Genomic DNA, 19,060 nt, shown 5'->3' on the forward strand with positions numbered 1-19,060 from the left:
GTCTTATTACAACATTATATATCATGGTAGGGGGTTTCGCAGTTTGCGACGTACGTTATATCGATTATTGATTGAACTTACAAACGGTCGTTTTACGTCCTATATATTGCGTAAATTTGCACAGTCTCGTTTAAGCTCAATGATTATTCCATCTTATGCGAAGGTATTTCAAATTAAACAAGATGAGATGGAGAGGGGTTTAAAAGAGTATCAAACGCTTCATGAATTATTTACGCGTAAATTAAAAGAGGGCAAACGATCAATTGATACAGAAGAGTCTGCTATTGTGAGTCCGGTTGATGGCGTTTTTGCAGATTATGGTCCCATTAATGAGACAAAAATGTTTGAGATTAAAGGAAAACAGTATTCAATTGTAGACATGCTTGGTACGGATGAAAGGGCAACGCGTTACGCAGGTGGTACATACATGGTGATTTATTTAAGCCCAAGCCACTACCATCGTATTCATAGTCCGCTTTCTGGTACAGTGACAGAGCGTTTTGTACTTGGAAGGAAGTCATATCCTGTTAATGCAGCAGGTATGAAATATGGAAAAGATACGTTGTCTAAAAACTATCGCTCTGTAACAGAAATAGAGAGCGAAGGCGAGCGGATGGCGCTTGTTAAAGTAGGTGCAATGTTTGTAAATAGTATTGAACTGTTGCATGAGAGAGAAACTATGCAAAAAGGTGAAGAGATGGCCTATTTTACATTTGGCTCGACAGTCGTGCTATTATTTGAAAAAGGTATGGTTGAAGTCATTCAATCATTAGCTAGTGGACAAGAGGTTCGTGTTGGTGAGAAAGTGGCAACTCGATTATAAAAGAGCCGTCTTATAAGATGGCTCTTTTTACAGGTGAAGCAGTATCTATTTTTCTCACGTAATAAAGGGGATCTTGTTCAACTAATTATCAGTGGTTAAATGTGACCGACGGAAGTTTTACTGTATATATGCTTAAGACGATTTTAAAAGCTTGTCCTCTAATGAGCGTCTAATGATTTCTTGTTTAATAAGTAAAATGAAGTCAGGATTTAATTTTAGTTCTTTTGCTTTATAATAAGACTCAGTGAGTAATTCAGTAGATAACTGTTCCATATGTTTCGCCGTCAAGGCGGTTCACCTCCTGCGAAAAAGGAAATTTGTCTCATTTAATGTACCAAAAATTGTCTTATGTCACAATCTGTTGGTTATCCACACTCTATCGTGGATAAGGTGTGTAAGAATTGTTGATAATTTTTGAATTAACTGAATTTGACAAGAGGGAAATTGTGTACAAGTTTATCCACAGATGCATAATCGAAAAATGCTGTCGAAAAATTTTCTCCAATTTTAACGGACAGTAGCTGTTAGATGATTTATCCTGCTTTAACAGAAAATCATGAGAAGAATGACTTCCTGTAAGAGCCCGATAAGTTCAGCTAACCATTTTGAGAGAAAACCGTTCTCAAAATGGAAGTTGAACTATATAAAACTCCTCAAAGAGGTGAAAGAGATTGAGTTTATTTTTACCGAATGAATACGTGAAAAACGTGTATCATATTCAGCCTGAAGAATTGAAAAACCGAGGTGTAAAAGGAATCATTACTGATTTAGACAATACCTTGATTGAATGGGATCGTCCGAATGCGACACCGCAATTGGAAGAATGGTTTGCGAAAATGAAGGAACACGACATTCAAGTGACAGTTGTTTCGAATAATAACGAACAACGTGTAAAAGATTTTGCTGATCCACTAGGTATTCCGTTTATTCATAGCGCCCGTAAGCCACTTGTTCGTGCTTTTAAACAAGCGCTAATGAAAATGAATCTACGTGCGGAAGAAGTAGTTGTAATTGGAGATCAAGTATTAACAGATGTGCTTGGTGGCAATCGTGTTGGGTTGCATACGATTTTAGTTGTTCCAGTTGCAAAAACAGATGGATTTATGACGCGCTTTAATCGGAAAATTGAGCGTAGAATTATGCGTAACATGAAGAAAAAAGGTTTAATTAATTGGGAGGAATAAAGTTTGACTGAGACGTTTAAATGTATTGGATGCGGCGTTGCCATCCAAACAGAAAATAAAAATGAAGTTGGTTATGCACCCGCTTCTTCGTTAGAGAAAGAACATATCATTTGTCAGCGTTGTTTTCGCTTAAAGCATTACAATGAAATCCAAGATGTGTCATTAACAGATGATGATTTTTTACGCATTTTAAATGGGATTGGACAATCTGATGCATTAGTTGTTAAAATTGTTGATATTTTTGACTTTAGTGGAAGCTGGCTTCCTGGCCTGCATCGCTTTGTTGGAAATAATAAAGTACTTCTTGTCGGTAACAAGGCAGATTTAATTCCAAAATCAGTAAAGAAGGAAAAGCTTACACATTGGATGCGATATAGTGCAAAGCAACTGGGCCTAATGCCAGAAGATGTTTTCTTAATTAGTGCAGCAAAAGGTCAAGGTATTGAGGAGCTTGCAAGTGCAATTGAACAATATCGTAATGGAAAAGATGTTTATGTTGTTGGATGTACAAACGTTGGGAAATCAACGTTTATTAACCGTATTATTAAAACGTTTAGCGAGGAAACGGAAAATGTCATTACGACATCACATTTCCCAGGTACAACGCTGGACTTAATTGATATTCCGCTTGATGAAACGTCATCTTTATATGATACACCAGGTATTATTAATCATCATCAAATGGCGCATTACGTTGGGAAACAAAGCTTAAAAATAATTACGCCAACAAAAGAAATTAAGCCGATGGTCTTTCAACTGAATGAAGAACAAACGTTATTCTTCGGTGGACTAGCACGATTTGATTATATAAGTGGCGGTCGTCGTTCGTTTACTTGTCATTTATCTAATCGTCTTACGATTCATCGTACGAAGCTTGAAAAAGCAGATGCATTGTATGAAAAGCATGCCGGAGAATTATTAAATCCGCCAACACCAGAAGAACTTGAAAACATGCCTGAGCTTATAAAGTATGAGTTTACCATTCGTGAACCAAAAACAGATGTTGTATTTTCAGGTTTAGGATGGGTGACGGTGAATGAAGCTGGTGCAAAAATTGCAGCACATGTACCAAAAGGAGTTAGTGTTTCATTACGTAAATCTTTAATTTAAAGTGGTGAGGACTTGTGAAACAATTATATGGTGTAATTGGAAACCCAATTGGACATTCCTTATCACCGCTTATGCATAATGATGCATTTGCTCATTTAGAAATGGATGCACATTATCATGCTTTTCTCGTTCAAGAGAGTGAATTAGGCGAAGCGGTGAAAGGATTGAAGGCACTTGGAGTTGTTGGGTTTAATGTGACAACACCGCACAAAGTTTCGATTATGCAGCATTTAGACGAAATTGATCCTTTGGCAGAACAAATCGGTGCGGTAAACACAGTGCTTCATAAAGAAGGAAAATTAATTGGCTATAATACAGATGGAATAGGGTATGTTCGTTCATTGCAATCTATTAGTAAAGAGCCATTAACGAACAAACGTATTTTACTGCTCGGAGCTGGCGGGGCGTGCCGTGCAATTTATTATTCACTTGCAGATGCTGGTGTGAAAGAGATTGACATTGCAAATCGTACAGTAGAGAAAGCAGAGCAGCTTATTGCAGATTGTAGAAGTGAAGTCGTGTCTTTGGGGCTTTCCTTAGAAGAAGCAACAGATAAGCAAGCACTGTATGATATTATCATCCATACAACGACAGTAGGGATGCATCCTCATGTCGAAGATACACCGCTACGCATTCGGAATTTGAAAAAAGGAAGCATTGTATCTGACATTATTTATAATCCGTTTAAAACAAAGTTATTGCAAGACGCGAAGGCGCATGGAGCGATTGTACAAAACGGCATTGATATGTTTGTTTTTCAAGGCGCACTTGCATTTGAAATTTGGACGGGACGTTTGCCAGATATAGAGCGAATGAAACAAATAGTAATGAAAAAGCTTGGAGGCTAAACACATGTTAACAGGAAAACAAAAACGATTTTTACGTGCAGAGGCGCATCATTTAACGCCAATTTTTCAAGTTGGTAAAGGCGGCGTAAATGAAAATATGGTAAAACAAATTGCAGAAGCGCTAGAAGTACGCGAGTTGATAAAGGTTAGTGTACTGCAAAACTGCGAATTTGATCGCCATGAAGTAGCAGAAGAACTTTCGCAAGGTGCAAACGCTGAACTTGTACAGGTTATCGGAAGTACAGTTGTCTTATATAAAGAATCAAAAGAAAATAAGCGTATTGTGTTACCAAAAACAAAGTAACGATTTCTAAAAGTTAGTTGAACCAATCGAGTTCGTATAGGCTTCTCATTTTGTCATAAATGAGAACTACCACTTATAAGGACGAGGTAAAGGGGCGTTTTCTTTGAAGAGAATCGGGATTATTGGCGGGACATTTGACCCACCGCATAATGGACATTTGTTAATTGCAAATGAAGTGTATGATGCATTGGGACTTGATGAGGTCTGGTTTTTACCAAATCAAGTCCCCCCTCATAAACGAGATAAGGATGTTACAAGTGTACGTAATCGTTTAGAAATGATTCATTTAGCAGTTGAACAAGACAGGTATTTCTCTATTTGTTTAGCGGAACTGGAACGTGAAGGTCCGTCTTACACATATGACACTATGTTACAATTGACAAAGGAGCATCCAGACGTTCAATTTTATTTTATTATTGGCGGGGATATGGTGGAGTATTTACCAAAATGGTATAACATCGATGAATTGTTAAAGCTCGTTACATTTGTCGGTGTTGCTCGGCCTGGTTATACACTTTCTACGCCTTATGACATTGTAACGATAGAAATTCCGGAATTTGCTATTTCTTCTTCGCTTCTTCGCGAACGTTTTACAAAGAAGAAGACGTGCAAATACTTGCTTCCTAAAGGGGTACAGGAATATATTGAGAGGAATGGGCTATATGGATCGTAAACGGGCACTTGAAATTGTGAAACAGCAAATGCATGAAAAGCGTTATATTCATACAATTGGTGTTATGGAAACGGCTATTGAACTTGCAAAGCAATATGGTGTTGATGAAAAAAAGGCAGAAATGGCAGCGATTTTTCACGATTATGCAAAGTGTAGACCGATTTCAGAAATGGAAGAGATTATTAAGCGAGAAAATTTGCCAAAAGATTTATTACTTTATAATAAAGAATTATGGCATGCGCCAGTTGGGGCATATTTAGTAGAACGAGAAGTCGGTATTACAGATGCTGACATACTACAAGCTATTACGTATCATACGAGTGGACATGAACAGATGACGAATCTTGATAAAGTGATTTACGTGGCAGATTATATTGAACCTGGTCGTAAGTTTCCAGGTGTTGAAGAAGCGCGGAAGCTAGCGCGAGAAGATCTCAATCAAGCGTTATTATATGCTTTAAAGCATACGATACAATTTTTAATGGAAAAGAATCAAACGATTTATCCATTAACATTTCAAACGTATAATGCAGTCATTAAGGAGGACCTTACGAAATGAAGGACAGAGAATTATTAATATTGGCAGCGCGAGCAGCTGATGATAAAAGAGCAGAAGATATTGTTGTGTTGAACATGCAAGGGATTTCCCCGCTTGCTGATTATTTTGTAATTTGTCATGGTAACTCAGATAAACAAGTACAAGCAATTGCTCGTGAAGTAAAAGAACAAGCACATGAAGTACAAGTTGATGTAAAACGTATGGAAGGCTTTGAAGAGGCACGTTGGGTACTTGTTGATCTTGGTGATGTTGTTGTACACGTATTCCATAAAGATGAGCGTGATTATTATAATTTAGAGCGTCTATGGGGCGATGTACCGCGCGAAGATGTTACAGAAGAGTTAGGTCAATGAGATACGAACAATTTGCATTGTTATACGATGAACTAATGAATGATGTCCCATATGAAAAATGGGTGGAATTTACGGAACAAAGCTTGGGGCAAATTGGTAAAACAGATGCGAAAATTCTTGATGTTGCTTGCGGAACAGGGAATGTTACGTTACCTCTTGTACAAAAAGGATACGATGTAACAGGGGTAGATTTATCAGAAGAAATGTTAACAATTGCTCAGCAAAAGTTAGGTGAAGAAGGACAATTTATTCCTTTTTATCAACAAGATATGCGTGAGTTAGATGTTCCAGGCGAGTTCGATTGTGTAACAATTTTTTGTGATTCGTTAAATTATGTACTAGAAGAAGAGGGCATCCAAGAGACATTCCGACGTGTGTATCATCATTTGCGCCCAGATGGTTTGTTTTTGTTTGATGTGCACTCTCTTTATAAAATTCATCACGTATTTCAAAATGAAACGTATACAATGAATGAAGATGAAATCTCTCTTATTTGGAACTGTTTCCCAGGTGAAGGGCCAAATAGTGTGGAGCATGATTTGACATTTTTTGTACGAGATGAAGAAGAGGATGTGTATCATCGGTTTGATGAATTGCATATGCAGCGTACATATCCTGTTGAAGAACTGACGAAGTGGCTTGAAAACGCCGGTTTTACTGTTCTTCGTGTAACAGGAGACTTCGAAAGAATAGAAGTCACAGAACAAACAGAGCGAATCTTCTTTGTCGCTACAAAAAGTGCATAATAAAAAAGCAACCATTCTCGGTTGCTTTTTTATTAAATAGCAAAAAATAAAATATTTTATGAAGGAATATAGTTGTTTTTGTCGTAAAAGATATATTAATGTTTATTAAATTGCTGTTCTATGTGCTCTACATCCTCTTCATACTTTTCATGTGTTCGTTTTAACACCTTGTTAAACAAATCTCCAATATGTTCGTCTAAGACGCGAATCCCTTCTCCTGTTATACCTCCTTTTACGCAAACTTTCTCTTGTAAAGTTGGTAAGGTGAAAATTTGCTTTTCTAGCAGTTTTCCCATCCCGATAATCATTTCACTCGTTAAAATAGTAGCTTCTTCACGTGTAATATTTGTTTCCTCTACAGATGCGTCAATAAAGCGTTGTAATAAGTAACTGAAAAATGCTGGGCCGCAGCTTGCGATATCGGATGCTACTCTTGTGATATTTTCTTCAATGATGATAGGTTTAGAGATTTTTTGAAACAAGTTCAATATACATCTTTGCCATTCTTGTGAGCAGTTTTTTCCGAATGTGCATAAAGAGCCCCCGGCTAATGCGCGATTTGTAATACTCGGAATAATACGAGCAACGTGACAAGATACAATTGTTTCTAATTGCCCGGTAGATATGGGACTTGTAATAGAGATTAGACATTTATCGTTGGTAAGAATTGAAGCATGCTTTGTCAAAATAGTGTGTATGTCTAATGGTTTTACACAAATAAAAATGAGTTCAGAGCGTTCGATTACTTCTTGGATTGTTTTTGCTATATGAATAGAAGGATACTTCTCTTTTATATGATATGCTTTTGCGAAAGTACGATTAATGATGGTAAGACACGAAGGTTTGACAGCACGGGCTTCGATACATGCATCAATAAGTATATTCCCCATATTTCCTGTTCCTATTATTCCTATGTTCAATGTTTCATCCCCTCCTTCGTAACATCTTTCTCCTAAACAATATGAAGTTTATATTGAATTTATGAATTAGAGGTGCAAAATGATGATGATGAATTTGCCCAGAAAGTGGCTCGTTTTGTTTGCGGCAATTTGTGTTGTCAGTATCTTATTTGTATGGCAAACAAAAGGAGGACAAGAACAATCGGCAGTGAAAGTGAAAGTGGAAGCGAAATCGAAAATAGAAGAAAGAAAGGAGAAAACAAAGATAACAGAATCTAAATTGCAGTCGAAAACGATTATTATTGATACGAAAGGAGCTGTGCATCGTGAAGGTGTATATGAATTACAAAGTGGAGCGCGGGTGAAAGATGCCGTTGAAAAGGCAGGAGGATTTTTACCAGAAGCAGATGTAACAAAAGTAAATTTAGCACAGCTTGTACAGGATCAAATGGTGATTTATGTGCCGAAAAAAGGAGAGCGAAATTCTACTGTGAATGAAGCAACTTTGTCAGAAGGGAAAATACAAATAAACACAGCGACAAAGGAAGAGCTTGAAAAAATATCGGGCATTGGTCCTAGAAAAGCAGAAAATATTATCAAGTATCGTGAGCAGCATGGCCTCTTTCAAAAAGTAGAAGATTTATTAGAAGTCGATGGAATTGGTGAAAAATCACTGGAAAAAATGAAAGGTGAGATAATTGTTCATTAAATAAACATTGACGACTTTTTTCTTATTTCGCTACACTATAAATAGATTTCAAAAGTAGGTGAAGATAATGGAACGAGTTTCTTGGGATCAATATTTTATGACACAAAGTCATTTATTATCACTTCGCAGCACGTGCACAAGACTTGCGGTTGGCGCGACAATTGTGCGGGATAAACGTATTATTGCTGGGGGTTATAATGGGTCGATTGCCGGCGGTGTGCATTGTATAGATGAAGGCTGCTATGTCATTGATAATCATTGTGTGCGTACAATTCATGCTGAAATGAATGCGCTATTGCAATGCGCGAAATTTGGTGCGAAAACAGATGGAGCGGAAATTTATGTTACCCATTTTCCGTGTTTGCATTGCTGTAAAGCAATTATTCAAAGTGGTATTACAGCCGTGTATTACGCGCAAGATTATAAAAATCATCCGTATGCACTTGAGTTATTTGAACAAGCAAATGTAAGGATAAAACATGTTCCTCTTGCATTTGACGTAACAACATTAGAAGAACAACAAAAAATGCGAGAGTTAAAACAGTTTTTGTCTTCGGTACAAACTGATGAAATGACGTTAGAGCAGTTGCAACAAGTATTACTACAGGCAAAAAATATGGTGTAAACCGTGAGGTGAGTACGTGTTGCGCGGGCAATGGATTTGCGTTGCAATCTCAGTTATCTTTGGGGTTGCAACAGCTTATTCCTCTTTTACTATCGTCCCTTTTCTTATCTTTGGTTGTTATTGTGTAGTTTGTTTTTCACGTACCTCTCTTCGGATGCTCTCCTTGATTATCCTCGCGTTTGGTCTTACCTATGTATACGCGACTTATGTAGATGCGCAAAATGATTCGGTGCTTTCTTTTCGGGAAGCAGATGTAATAGGTACAATTCAAAGTACCCCGATTATAAATGGAAATCGTCTTTCTTTCCAGTTGCAAATGGACAATGATAAAACAGTTCAGTTGTTTTACAAAATTCCTTCTCGTGAATTAAAAGAAAAATTGAAGCAGTTAACCCCTGGTATGTTGTGTACGTTTACTGGTACGTTGAAAGAACCACCATCTCCTCGCAATTTTTATGCGTTTGATTATAAGGATTATTTATATAAACAGCATATTCATGCCTTTTTTGAAGTGAAATCGCTTTCGAATTGTGTGCAAAAAGATATGTCGTTTGTTCATTGGTTATTTTCGATGCGACAAGCAACTGTTTCTTATATAGGAGAGACTTTTTCGGGGCAGTCAGCAGCTTTTATGAATGCTTTATTGTTTGGTGATCGTCAATATATGTCGTTTGAAGTAGAAGAACAGTATCAACAGTTTGGACTTGTTCATTTATTAGCGATATCAGGATCGCACATTGTCTTGTTAACTGCAATATGTTATTTTGTATCCCTTCGAATTGGTATGACGCGTGAAAGCACAACGATGCTTCTGCTTGTTTGTATTCCGTTATATATGTTTTGTGCAGGGGCTTCACCATCTATTGTTCGGGCATCTATAGCAGCTGTTATTGTGTTTGGAGCTCTTACGCGAGCAGTGAGAGTGTCCGGGATGGATGCTTTAAGTATGACAGTAATAATTATGCTTTTTTATGATCCGTATGTATTGTTTGACATTGGGTTTCAATTTTCATTTGTTGGAAGTTTTTCTCTTTTATTATCTTCATCACGTTTGTTGGCGAATGAAAATGGTATAGTGAAAAATTCTATATACCTTTCCGTTATTTCTCAATTGACAAGTATACCTATTTCACTTTATCACTTCGGTTATGTATCTCCTTACAGTATCCTTCTTAATATGATTTATGTCCCGTTTTTATCTTTACTTGTTTTACCGGTTTGTATCGTCATTCTTGTATGTCTTATATGTCTTCCTATTGTGTCTCAATGGTTAGCAGATTTATTGTCCCTATGTATAAACGTATCGAATATAATGCTGCAAATGTGCGAAGCCTTACCGTTTGTACGCCTTATCTTTGGACAAACCCAGCCATTTCTCGTTGCTTTATATTGTATAAGTATTGTAACCGTTCTTTTATCATGGGAAGGGCTAATGTGGAGAAAATATCGCCTACTGTTTCTATCGAGTTTTTTTCTCCTTAGTACATGCCACTATGCCTTTCCGTTTGTAAATGCAAACGGAAGTGTTACTTATATTGATGTCGGACAAGGGGATGCTATTTTGATTCGCCTTCCATATAATCAGGGGACGTACTTAATCGATACTGGTGGAACACTTCCGGTAAAGAAAGAAGAATGGCAGCAGAAAAAACATGAATTTTCTGTTGGGCATGATATTCTCGTTCCTTTTTTACAAAAAGAGGGTGTGAGAATGATTGATAAATTAATTGTGACACATGGAGATATGGATCACATGGGAGCAGTGCAAGAGGTAATACAATCTATTGCGGTAAAAGAAGTAGTGTTAGGGAAGAAAATAAAATTCTCTTTGCTTGAACAACAAATACAGCAGTTTGCTATGCAAAAGAATGTGCCTGTTCGAATTGTAGAAAAGGGAGATAGCTGGAAGGCGGGAGAGACGGTGTTTTCGGTATTATCACCAGAAGGAGAGGAAAAAGAAGATAATAATCAATCTATTGTACTTTGGACAAAAATAGGGGGATTAACATGGTTGTTTACGGGTGATTTAGAAGAAGCTGGTGAGAAGCGCTTTATACAATGGTATCCAGAGCTGCATGCAGACGTTTTAAAGGTTGGGCATCACGGAAGTAAAACGTCATCTTCAGGGCAGTTTTTAGATGCTGTTCAGCCGAAAAAAGCCATTATTTCTATTGGAGAAAAAAATCGTTATGGACATCCGCATATTGAAGTGTTAGAGCGTTTAAAGGAACGTGGAATTGAAGTGTGGAGAACTGATGAACAAGGGGCAATTTCTTATGTTTTTCGAGGCGATGCGGGAACATTTCACAGTAAGTTAACATATGATGAAACACAGAAAAAAAGAAGACTGCCACATGCAGCCTTTAAGAACCGATAAATTTAACGACTGTTGCGATGATAAATAAGGTGGTAAAAAATCCGAATGAAACGATAAAGCCTACCCCTGAGTCGACAGCGTCATTACGCTTACTTTGAACGTTTTTTTCAAATTCATTCATCTCTGAATCCCTCCCAACATTCCACTATAGTATAAAATATTGTCAGAAAAAAATCTACAATTTATCCAGTTATTCGTAACTCGTAATCTTGCCATTGATTTAAAATTCGAAATATTTAACTTTGATAGTTGGCAAAGTCTCTTTTCAAGATTTTGAGCGGTGGGATAATTCCGATTCAAGCTTGATTGGTTCAATGCTTTTCCAAGTGTGCTAACAGTTGTCATTCATAACTCGCAAGGAAGGTGCAAACAATAAAATTAAGGTGGTCACCGTTATGAAATAAGGTTCCCGGGGCTTATTTTGTAACGTTTTATATAGATCAAGGAACGGGTGGCTGCCTGTTCCTTTGGACTTGTAAAACAGCAGTTGTCACATTACTATAAGTATATAAAGTGTTAGGGAGTAGGAAATGACATGAGTGATATACATAAAAAAATAAAGAAAAAGCAATTTGCTTCGTTATACTTGTTATATGGAACAGAGGCATATTTTATAAATGAAACACTTCGGCTTTTGACATCAGAAGCGTTAGCTGAGGAGGATCGTGAGTTTAATGTCGTTACGTATGACTTGGAAGAATCATATATAGAGGAAGTTGTTGAGGACGCAAGGACGCTTCCTTTTTTTGGAGAACGTAAAATTATCGTTGTAAAATCACCGTTGTTTTTAACATCACAAAAAGCCAAAATTGAGCAAAACGTCAAAGTGCTAGAAGAATATATTGCTGAACCTTCGCCATTTTCGATCCTTGTGTTTATTGCTCCGTTTGAAAAATTGGACGAGCGTAAAAAAGTTACGAAGCTCTTGAAAAAAACAGCGGATGTAGTAGAAGCAAATGCTATGCAAGTGCAAGATGTACGTAAATGGATTATAAGCCGTACGGAAGAAATGCATATTCAAATAGAAGAAGCGGCAGTTAGTTTGTTATTAGAGTTTGTTGGAAGTAATGTAACGATGCTTGCTAAGGAAATGGATAAACTAACATTATATGTGGGAACAGGCGGTGAAATTACGGCAAAGCTTGTCGCAGAACTCGTTCCAAAGTCTGTTGAACAAAATGTATTTTCTTTAACAGAAAAGGTAGTAAAAAAAGATATTGCAGGTGCGATGCGTATTTTAGAAGGGTTATTCACACAACAAGAAGAGCCGATTAAACTGCTTGCGCTTCTTGTGAGTCAATTTCGTTTGTTATATCAAGTGAAAGAACTTCAGCAGCGTGGTTATGGGCAAAATCAAATTGCATCTCACATCGGTGTACATCCGTATCGTGTGAAGCTGGCTATGAATCAAACAAATTTTTTCTCGTTTGAAGCGTTAAAACGAGTGATTCACGAACTTGCTGAGGCAGATTACAATATGAAGACAGGAAGAATGGATAAACGTCTTGTGCTAGAATTTTTTCTTATGCGTTTAAATCATATTGGATAGTGGAAAAATGTTCATGTAAACATCTGCATGAACATTTTTTTTTTGTAAATAAAAAACGACCCATACGGATCGTTTTTAAACGCCTTACGCGTTTACTTGTTTCGCTAAGCGAGATTTTTGACGAGATGCAACGTTTTGGTGGATAAGACCTTTACGAGCTGCTTTGTCAAGTTTTTTAGAAGCTACTTTGTATGCTTCTTTTGCTGTTTCAAGATCGTTATTGTTAACTAAAGCTTCTACAGTTTTAACAGCTGTACGCATGTCAGACTTGATAGAAGCGTTATGTGCACGACGCTCTTCACTAAGTTTAGCACGTTTGATAGCAGATTTAATGTTTGCCATATATTTCACCTCCCTGGTGCAATCGAGTGACTCGATTCTTACATAGAACAAGTGATATTCTATCAAACGGAGAAGAGAATTGCAATAGTGGGAACGATGAAATTTCAATATAGGAAAAGAATGTCTGAAAATAAATTGGGGAATTCTAATAAATATTATTATAAATAGTGGAGGAGATTGTATGAACGGACCGCTTGATTTAAGTAAATATGGGATTCGAACAGATCTTGCATTAGAAGCCCACCAAATGCTGCAAGAGAAGCAAGAAGAAAAAACAGCGATTCAAGGTGTAATTGTAAAAGAGCGCGAAGAAGAAGGGATTACAATTACAAAGGTGACAATCGATGAAAGTGCCGCTCCGACGATGGGAAAGAAACCAGGGAATTATTTAACTTTAGAAGTGCAAGGAATTCGTCAGCAAGATACAGCGCTGCAACAAAAAGTAGAAGGGATTTTTGCAAAGGAATTTTCGCACTTTCTAAAAGAAATTGGAATAAGTGAAGAAGCAAGTTGCTTAATTGTTGGTCTAGGTAATTGGAATGTAACGCCGGATGCTTTAGGTCCAATTGTTGTAGAGAATGTCCTTGTTACGCGCCATTTGTTTCAGCTGCAGCCGGAAAGTGTTGAGGAAGGGTTTCGGCCTGTCAGTGCAATTAGGCCGGGGGTTATGGGGATTACAGGTATTGAAACGAGCGATATGATTTATGGGGTCATTGAAAAGACGAAACCAGATTTTGTAATTGCGATTGATGCGCTTGCTGCTCGTTCTATTGAACGAGTAAATAGTACCATCCAAATTTCAGATACTGGTATTCATCCTGGTTCTGGTGTTGGGAATAAACGAAAAGAATTGAGTAAGGATACGCTAGGTATACCGGTGATTGCAATTGGCGTTCCGACCGTTGTAGATGCAGTTTCAATTACAAGTGACACAATTGATTTTATCTTAAAGCATTTTGGGCGTGAGATGCGTGAGGGTGTAAAACCATCTCGTTCTTTACTCCCAGCCGGTTTTACATTTGGTGAAAAGAAGAAACTGACAGAAGAAGATATGCCAGATGAAAAAAGCCGCAATATGTTTTTGGGAGCGGTTGGTACGCTAGAAGAAGAAGAGAAGAGAAAGCTAATTTATGAAGTGCTAGCCCCACTAGGACATAATTTAATGGTAACACCTAAAGAAGTGGATGCGTTTATTGAAGATATGGCGAATTTAATTGCGAGTGGCTTGAACGCAGCTCTTCATCATCAAGTTGATCAAGGCAACACAGGGGCATATACGCATTGATTGAAAAAGGAGAAATAAGAAGTGGGGCAGTTTACACGCAAATGCATCATTGTCGTTGTGAGTGCATTTTTTATAACGTTAGCCGGGATGCAAGTTGCCAATAGTGGATTGAAACGAATGAAGGGCTATAATAATCCCACATATGAGCAAATTGCTCACATAACAGGAACAAACTACGGGGATATAGAAAAAATAATTCCTGGAAATGCATTTTCCGTTGAAGAAAAACAAGCGCAACTAGAAAAATTAAAAAGCTTTAATATGCTCGAAAGTATGGGAAGAGGATTGACTTCTTTGGTGCAAAATGTTATTCGTAGCATAACATGTACCATAGTTGATAAAATAAAAGGTATATTTCATTAATTTAAAGTATAAAAAAGCGGCTATCTTACGTACGAGTAAGGTAGCTTTTTGGATTTTTAGGAAAGGTTTGTCTATTGTTTACAAATTGCATATGATAATAGTAAGAGTACTTGCTTATATCGTAACACCAGTTTTCATTGAATCTTTTTCCTTGTATTGATATAATCAGTGCTAGTGTATATTGGCGAGATTAGTAGGAGTGATAAATAGATGAACAAAGAAGAAAGAGCAAAAAGGCAGTCTAAAATTCGTAACTTTTCCATTATTGCTCACATTGACCATGGGAAGTCCACGTTGGCAGACCGTATTTTGGAGAAAACAAATGCGTTAGCACAACGCGAGATGAAAGCACAGTTGCTTGACTCCATGGATTTAGAGCGTGAGCGCGGGATTACAATTAAATTAAATGCAGTACAATTAACGTATAAAGCGAAAGACGGAGAAGAATATATTCTTCACTTAATTGATACACCAGGACACGTCGACTTTACGTATGAAGTGTCTCGTAGTTTAGCGGCTTGTGAAGGTGCGATCCTTGTTGTGGATGCGGCGCAAGGAATTGAGGCTCAAACATTAGCAAACGTATATTTAGCACTTGATAATAACTTAGAAATTTTACCGGTTATTAACAAGATTGACTTACCAAGCGCTGATCCAGAACGTGTTCGTCAAGAGGTAGAAGATGTAATTGGATTAGATGCGTCTGAAGCGGTTCTTGCTTCTGCAAAAGCGGGTATTGGTATTGAGGAGATTTTAGAGCAAATCGTTGAAAAAGTACCAGCTCCAGCAGGTGATTCGGAAGAACCATTACAATGTATGATTTTCGACTCTTTATATGATCCATATCGCGGTGTAATTGCTTATATCCGTGTTGTAAATGGAACGGTAAAAGTTGGCGATAAAGTACGCATGATGGCAACGGGTAAAGAGTTTGAAGTAACAGAAGTTGGTGTATTCACACCGAAAACAACACAACGTAAAGAGTTAACAGTAGGTGATGTAGGGTTCTTAGCAGCATCGATTAAAAATGTTGGCGACACGCGTGTAGGTGATACGATTACACATGCAAAACGTCCAGCAGCAGAACCTTTGCCGGGGTATCGTAAATTAAACCCAATGGTATTCTGTGGTTTATATCCAATTGATTCGGCACGTTATAATGATTTACGTGATGCATTAGAAAAGTTAGAATTAAATGACTCTGCTCTTGAATTTGAACCAGAAACGTCTCAAGCACTTGGATTTGGTTTCCGCTGTGGATTTTTAGGCTTACTTCATATGGAAATTATTCAAGAACGTATTGAACGTGAATTTAAAATTGATTTAATTACAACAGCACCAAGTGTTATTTATAAAGTATATTTAACAAACGGTGAAGACATGATAGTTGATAACCCATCTAACATGCCAGATCCGCAATCTATTGATCGTGTAGAAGAGCCGTATGTAAAAGCATCTATTATGGTTCCAAACGATTATGTTGGAGCAGTTATGGAAATTTGCCAAGGAAAACGCGGAACATTTATTGATATGCAATATTTAGATGAAACACGCGTTACTTTGACATACGAAATTCCGCTTTCTGAAATCGTATATGATTTCTTCGATCAATTAAAGTCGAATACGAAAGGATATGCATCCTTTGATTACGAGTTAATTGGCTATAAACCATCTAAGCTTGTGAAGATGGATATTTTATTGAATGGTGAGCAAGTTGATGCACTATCCTTTATTGTGCATCGTGATTCAGCATATGACCGCGGAAAAGTGATTGTAGAAAAGTTAAAAGAGTTAATTCCAAGACAGCAGTTTGAAGTGCCTATACAAGCGACAATCGGAAATAAAGTTGTGGCGCGTTCTACAATTAAAGCGATGCGTAAAAACGTATTAGCGAAATGTTACGGCGGTGACATTTCTCGTAAACGTAAACTTCTTGAAAAACAAAAAGAAGGTAAGAAGCGTATGAAGTCTGTTGGTTCTGTAGAAGTACCACAAGAGGCATTTATGGCTGTACTGAAAATGGATGATAACTAATAAAAAGAAGCCGTACAAACGGCTTCTTTTTATTTAGGGAGCAGAAATCAAAGTATTTAAAGTTTTGGTTAATATTTAGACATCTTTGTATCTCTCCTTTACAATAGTGATGAAGCTTTTGATTGTAAGAAGAAAAGTTATTTGGGGAAGAATGCGAATAGATAAAGTTCGCATAGGATTACAGAAGTAAATAAACCTCCGAAATGCGGAGGTTTTCTTTTTAGAAAGGTAGGAACAGAATTTGATACAAGCTGCATATATTCATATTCCGTTTTGTCAGCATATTTGTCACTATTGTGATTTTAATAAAGTGTTTATTGAACGTCAGCCAGTTGAACAATACTTGCAATATTTAGAGAAAGAAATTGTGAATACAATCAACAAAACGTCTTTTAAAGAAATGAAAACGATTTTTGTTGGTGGAGGAACGCCAACAGCGCTAAATATGGAACAGACAAAGCAATTGCTAGACATTATTAATCGTCGTTTACGTCCGTTTGCGCCAAATTGTGAACTAACTTTTGAAGCGAATCCAGGAGATTTACCAAAAGAGAAATTAAATCTTCTACTAGAAGGCGGTGTAAACCGGATTAGTTTTGGTGTTCAAACATTTCGTGATGAATTATTGAAAAAAATTGGACGGAGGCATACGAGAGAAGATGCGTTTATAGCGATTCGTGAGGCGAAGGAAATAGGTTTTGCAAATATTAATGTTGATTTAATTTATGCATTGCCTGGTCAAACGATAGAAGATGTGAAAGAAACGTTAGAGATTGCATTTACACTTGGGGTTCAACATTTCTCTGCGTATTCTTTAATTGTTGAACCGAAAACGGTCTTTTATAATTTAATGAACAAAGGAAAGTTGAGACTTCCAGGTGAAGACAGTGAAGCTAAAATGTATGAAATTGTGATGGATGCCATGGAAAAGCATGGTTACCAGCAGTATGAAATTAGTAATTTTTCGAAAGAGGGCTATGAAAGTAGACATAACCTCACTTATTGGAATAATGAAGAATACTTCGGTTTCGGAGCGGGTGCTCATAGTTACGTAAATGGCGAGCGGATTCAAAATGTAGGTCCACTAAAGCAATATTTTACGAAAATTGATGAGACAGGTTTGCCCTATTTAGATGTTCATACAGTAACGACACAAGAAAAAATGGAAGAAGAGTTATTTTTAGGGCTTCGAAAAACAGCAGGTGTTTCAAAAGTAGAATTTAGCAAAAAATTCGGCGTAGAGATGAACGACATCTTTGCAAAACAATTACGTCATAATAAAGAACATGAATTGCTTCAAGAAACAAACACTCATGTCTGTTTAACAAGAAAAGGGAAGTTATTAGGAAATGAAGTCTTTCAATCATTCTTGGTGGATTAAACGCTGTATCCCGCTCAAACAGACGGTACATAGAGGTAAATCGAGAAGAGAAACCGTCTGTTTGAGCCCGATTGGCAGGGCTAATTAGTAGCAAAAAAAAACGCTGCTAAAAGTTTCACCTTATCTCATCACGTTTCCGTTGACAATTCAATAGCAACTTTGGTAAGTTAGTAATAGATTTAGCACTCGAAACATAAGAGTGCTAACAGAGGTGATGATGAAATGCTTACGGAACGTCAGCTCTTAATTTTACAGACGATAATTGATGATTTTATCGGATCAGCACAACCTGTTGGATCAAGAACATTATCTAAGAAAGAAGTAATTACATTTAGCTCAGCAACAATTCGAAATGAAATGGCTGACTTAGAAGAATTAGGGTTTATTGAAAAAACACATAGTTCTTCAGGGCGCGTTCCTTCTGAAAAAGGGTATCGCTTTTATGTAGATCATCTTCTTGCACCGCAACATTTGCCTAGTGAAGATGTTGTACAAATTAAAGACTTGTTCGCTCAAAGAGTTTTTGAAGCAGAAAAGCTTGCGCAGCAATCCGCGCAAATCTTGTCAGAACTCACGAGTTATACGGCAATTGTTCTTGGGCCAAAAGTTAGTGCGAATAAGCTGAGAAATGTACAAATTCTTCCACTTGGTCATCAAACAGCGGTTGCAATTATTGTAACTGATACAGGACATGTGCAAAGTAAAACCATCACAGTTCCAGAATCTGTTGATTTGCAAGATTTGGAAAAAATGGTTAACATTTTGAATGACAAGTTGTCTGGGTGTACCGATTTCAGAACTGCATAATAAAATTTTTAAAGAAATTGTAATGGTTTTGCGTCAGTACGTTCATAATTATGATAGTGTCATGAAGATGTTAGACGGTACATTCCAAT

At 37.2% G+C, this 19,060-nt stretch carries 21 protein-coding genes and 1 pseudogene; 18 read left to right on the top strand and 4 right to left on the bottom strand.

The features are described 5' to 3' along the window. Positions 1-43: 43 nt before the first annotated feature. On the top strand, positions 44-823 hold the full coding sequence (locus AB1280_RS24065) for a phosphatidylserine decarboxylase (RefSeq protein WP_429757239.1): 780 nt from the start codon (positions 44-46) through the stop codon (positions 821-823). Positions 824-955: 132 nt separating this feature from the next. On the opposite strand, the gene AB1280_RS24070 is transcribed toward AB1280_RS24065, so the two are convergent. Next, a complete protein-coding gene (locus tag AB1280_RS24070) occupies positions 956-1,111 on the bottom strand; it encodes a sporulation histidine kinase inhibitor Sda (RefSeq protein ID WP_139207688.1) in 156 nt (51 codons plus the stop codon). Positions 1,112-1,494: 383 nt separating this feature from the next. Between AB1280_RS24070 and AB1280_RS24075 the strand changes: the two genes are divergently transcribed. The 8 genes from AB1280_RS24075 to AB1280_RS24110 all read left to right on the top strand — a co-directional run bounded on the left by AB1280_RS24075 (position 1,495) and on the right by AB1280_RS24110 (position 6,600). Then, complete coding sequence (locus AB1280_RS24075) at positions 1,495-2,007, top strand: YqeG family HAD IIIA-type phosphatase (protein ID WP_272186764.1); 513 nt, start codon at positions 1,495-1,497, stop codon at positions 2,005-2,007. Between the two features lie 3 nt (positions 2,008-2,010). Continuing rightward, complete coding sequence (yqeH, locus tag AB1280_RS24080; RefSeq protein ID WP_272186765.1) at positions 2,011-3,117, top strand: ribosome biogenesis GTPase YqeH; 1,107 nt, start codon at positions 2,011-2,013, stop codon at positions 3,115-3,117. A 14-nt stretch (positions 3,118-3,131) separates the two neighbouring features. Continuing rightward, positions 3,132-3,965: a shikimate dehydrogenase gene (aroE, locus tag AB1280_RS24085; RefSeq protein ID WP_429757240.1), complete on the top strand. Its 834-nt coding sequence runs from the start codon at positions 3,132-3,134 to the stop codon at positions 3,963-3,965. A gap of 4 nt (positions 3,966-3,969) precedes the next feature. Then, positions 3,970-4,269, top strand: coding sequence for a ribosome assembly RNA-binding protein YhbY (gene yhbY, locus AB1280_RS24090; protein ID WP_429757241.1), 300 nt, complete (start codon positions 3,970-3,972; stop codon positions 4,267-4,269). Between the two features lie 103 nt (positions 4,270-4,372). Continuing rightward, positions 4,373-4,942, top strand: a complete 570-nt coding sequence (locus AB1280_RS24095; RefSeq protein WP_272186768.1) for a nicotinate-nucleotide adenylyltransferase — start codon at positions 4,373-4,375, stop codon at positions 4,940-4,942. Next, positions 4,932-5,501 carry a bis(5'-nucleosyl)-tetraphosphatase (symmetrical) YqeK gene (yqeK, locus tag AB1280_RS24100; RefSeq protein WP_272186769.1) on the top strand — a complete coding sequence of 190 codons (570 nt, stop codon included), beginning with the start codon at positions 4,932-4,934 and terminating at the stop codon, positions 5,499-5,501. The genes AB1280_RS24095 and yqeK overlap by 11 nt, the downstream gene beginning before the upstream one ends. Further along, positions 5,498-5,854, top strand: coding sequence for a ribosome silencing factor (gene rsfS / locus AB1280_RS24105; RefSeq protein ID WP_272186770.1), 357 nt, complete (start codon positions 5,498-5,500; stop codon positions 5,852-5,854). The genes yqeK and rsfS overlap by 4 nt, the downstream gene beginning before the upstream one ends. Then, a complete protein-coding gene (locus AB1280_RS24110; RefSeq protein ID WP_429757242.1) occupies positions 5,851-6,600 on the top strand; it encodes a class I SAM-dependent DNA methyltransferase in 750 nt (249 codons plus the stop codon). The genes rsfS and AB1280_RS24110 overlap by 4 nt, the downstream gene beginning before the upstream one ends. A 95-nt stretch (positions 6,601-6,695) precedes the next feature. Here the strand turns inward: AB1280_RS24110 and comER are convergent, their stop codons facing one another. Next, a complete protein-coding gene (gene comER / locus AB1280_RS24115; RefSeq protein ID WP_429757243.1) occupies positions 6,696-7,520 on the bottom strand; it encodes a late competence protein ComER in 825 nt (274 codons plus the stop codon). A gap of 82 nt (positions 7,521-7,602) precedes the next feature. Between comER and AB1280_RS24120 the strand changes: the two genes are divergently transcribed. The 3 genes from AB1280_RS24120 to AB1280_RS24130 all read left to right on the top strand — a co-directional run bounded on the left by AB1280_RS24120 (position 7,603) and on the right by AB1280_RS24130 (position 11,210). Beyond that, positions 7,603-8,208 carry a helix-hairpin-helix domain-containing protein gene (locus tag AB1280_RS24120; protein ID WP_429757244.1) on the top strand — a complete coding sequence of 202 codons (606 nt, stop codon included), beginning with the start codon at positions 7,603-7,605 and terminating at the stop codon, positions 8,206-8,208. Between the two features lie 67 nt (positions 8,209-8,275). Next, the gene (locus AB1280_RS24125) at positions 8,276-8,833 is read left to right on the top strand and encodes a ComE operon protein 2 (protein WP_429757245.1); all 558 of its coding nucleotides are present in this window, start codon (positions 8,276-8,278) and stop codon (positions 8,831-8,833) included. Between the two features lie 19 nt (positions 8,834-8,852). Further along, a complete protein-coding gene (locus AB1280_RS24130) occupies positions 8,853-11,210 on the top strand; it encodes a DNA internalization-related competence protein ComEC/Rec2 (RefSeq protein WP_429757246.1) in 2,358 nt (785 codons plus the stop codon). Here the strand turns inward: AB1280_RS24130 and AB1280_RS24135 are convergent. After that, positions 11,197-11,331, bottom strand: a complete 135-nt coding sequence (locus AB1280_RS24135) for a YqzM family protein (RefSeq protein WP_020062228.1) — start codon at positions 11,329-11,331, stop codon at positions 11,197-11,199. The two genes, AB1280_RS24130 and AB1280_RS24135, sit on opposite strands and share 14 nt — an antisense overlap. A 414-nt stretch (positions 11,332-11,745) precedes the next feature. Between AB1280_RS24135 and holA the strand changes: the two genes are divergently transcribed. Further along, entirely contained in the window at positions 11,746-12,759 is a 1,014-nt protein-coding gene (gene holA / locus AB1280_RS24140) for a DNA polymerase III subunit delta (RefSeq protein ID WP_272186776.1), read from the top strand. Positions 12,760-12,843: 84 nt separating this feature from the next. Here the strand turns inward: holA and rpsT are convergent, their stop codons facing one another. Continuing rightward, entirely contained in the window at positions 12,844-13,101 is a 258-nt protein-coding gene (gene rpsT, locus AB1280_RS24145; RefSeq protein WP_020062230.1) for a 30S ribosomal protein S20, read from the bottom strand. Positions 13,102-13,282: 181 nt separating this feature from the next. Here rpsT and gpr point away from each other — a divergent pair, with 181 nt between their 5' ends. The 5 genes and pseudogenes from gpr to hrcA all read left to right on the top strand — a co-directional run. Further along, positions 13,283-14,386, top strand: a complete 1,104-nt coding sequence (gene gpr / locus AB1280_RS24150; protein WP_429754505.1) for a GPR endopeptidase — start codon at positions 13,283-13,285, stop codon at positions 14,384-14,386. Between the two features lie 21 nt (positions 14,387-14,407). Beyond that, complete coding sequence (locus AB1280_RS24155) at positions 14,408-14,749, top strand: DUF3679 domain-containing protein (RefSeq protein ID WP_429754506.1); 342 nt, start codon at positions 14,408-14,410, stop codon at positions 14,747-14,749. A gap of 210 nt (positions 14,750-14,959) precedes the next feature. Beyond that, positions 14,960-16,783, top strand: a complete 1,824-nt coding sequence (lepA, locus tag AB1280_RS24160; RefSeq protein ID WP_272186779.1) for an elongation factor 4 — start codon at positions 14,960-14,962, stop codon at positions 16,781-16,783. 241 nt (positions 16,784-17,024) lie between these two features. Continuing rightward, positions 17,025-18,164, top strand: a complete 1,140-nt coding sequence (gene hemW, locus AB1280_RS24165; protein WP_429754507.1) for a radical SAM family heme chaperone HemW — start codon at positions 17,025-17,027, stop codon at positions 18,162-18,164. Between the two features lie 222 nt (positions 18,165-18,386). Next, positions 18,387-19,060, top strand: a pseudogene (gene hrcA, locus AB1280_RS24170) (heat-inducible transcriptional repressor HrcA); the annotation flags it as partial.

The sequence above is a fragment of the Bacillus sp. S10(2024) genome, assembly GCF_050473865.1.
Lineage (GTDB): Bacteria > Bacillota > Bacilli > Bacillales > Bacillaceae_G > Bacillus_A.

Coding starts and splice junctions, on each gene's coding strand:
- yqeK (WP_272186769.1), top strand. CDS start 4,932: ATGGATCGTAAACGGGCACTTGAAATTGTGAAACAGCAAATGCATGAA.
- holA (WP_272186776.1), top strand. CDS start 11,746: ATGAGTGATATACATAAAAAAATAAAGAAAAAGCAATTTGCTTCGTTA.
- yhbY (WP_429757241.1), top strand. CDS start 3,970: ATGTTAACAGGAAAACAAAAACGATTTTTACGTGCAGAGGCGCATCAT.
- rpsT (WP_020062230.1), bottom strand. CDS start 13,101: ATGGCAAACATTAAATCTGCTATCAAACGTGCTAAACTTAGTGAAGAG.
- AB1280_RS24110 (WP_429757242.1), top strand. CDS start 5,851: ATGAGATACGAACAATTTGCATTGTTATACGATGAACTAATGAATGAT.
- lepA (WP_272186779.1), top strand. CDS start 14,960: ATGAACAAAGAAGAAAGAGCAAAAAGGCAGTCTAAAATTCGTAACTTT.
- AB1280_RS24120 (WP_429757244.1), top strand. CDS start 7,603: ATGATGATGAATTTGCCCAGAAAGTGGCTCGTTTTGTTTGCGGCAATT.
- AB1280_RS24125 (WP_429757245.1), top strand. CDS start 8,276: ATGGAACGAGTTTCTTGGGATCAATATTTTATGACACAAAGTCATTTA.
- AB1280_RS24135 (WP_020062228.1), bottom strand. CDS start 11,331: ATGAATGAATTTGAAAAAAACGTTCAAAGTAAGCGTAATGACGCTGTC.
- rsfS (WP_272186770.1), top strand. CDS start 5,498: ATGAAGGACAGAGAATTATTAATATTGGCAGCGCGAGCAGCTGATGAT.
- gpr (WP_429754505.1), top strand. CDS start 13,283: ATGAACGGACCGCTTGATTTAAGTAAATATGGGATTCGAACAGATCTT.